Source organism: Emticicia fontis (assembly GCF_054779675.1).
Window position 1 is genome coordinate 1 of record NZ_BAAGXU010000049.1, and the last position, 989, is coordinate 989.

The window sequence follows — 989 nt, forward strand, 5'->3', positions numbered from 1 at the left end:
GAAATCGTGATTTATCGCAAAGAAGGTTGTTCTAACTTCGTTCCAGCCAATTGCCAGATAGGCTTGCCCGCTGCCCTTGGTTTTGTTGAAGTGGCACGAGTAGCAGCCAAAGATACCTTGTATCTGGATACCAAAGCGCAGAGTGGAGTGATTTATAGCTATAGCATTGTGGCTAATCTGGCTACTTCTGACTTTGTATCGATGCCAAGTGTACCATCGAATGAGGCTTGTATCGGTAGTGAAATCCCACAAAAAGCCCCAGTGATTACCAATGTAAGTGTAGATGTAACCAGTGGAACAAGCGGCCAAATCACTGTAAAATGGACCAGACCCCTGAACTTTGATGCCGATGAAACCAAAGGGCCTTATGCTTATAAATTGTACCGCACCACCGGGATCAGTGGAGGCGTCTTTCAGCTGATAGCCACCATACCAAGCAAGGTAATCGACAAAGCAGCCGATACCATATTTGTGGATAAAAGCCTGAATACCTCAGCCAATGGCTATACTTATAAAGTAGGCTTTGTGTATGACACCGACAAGACTTTGGCCGAGAGTCAGGCAGCAAGTAGTGTAAGGTTATCAGCCTCGTCAGATGCACAGAAAGTGAGACTAAACTGGCAGGCGAATGTACCCTGGAGCAATGATAACCGTAAGCATCTGGTATACAGAGAAGACAAAGCCAAACCGGGTACGTTTCATATCATCGCCGAAGTATCAGTACAGGCAGTAAATACCTTTACCTATCTGGATGATGGCATAGACCGCTATGAAGCAGATGGAGTGAATACCATAGAAATGGAAGTAGATACCAACTATTGTTATAAAGTAGAAACAGTAGGAGCTTATGCCCGATTACCTCAATTTGGCTTATTGCATAATTTATCACAGGTGATGTGCTCAAGCCCAATAGATAATAGTCCTCCATGCCCACCGGAGTTGAGTATCAATGATCTGAATTGTGAGAATCTGGATAGAGAGGCAATCTG

The 989-nt window shown here is 44.4% G+C and carries 1 pseudogene; it reads left to right on the plus strand.

The features are described from left to right. Nucleotides 1-989: pseudogene (locus ACYVFA_RS21080) on the plus strand (gliding motility-associated C-terminal domain-containing protein); the annotation flags it as partial.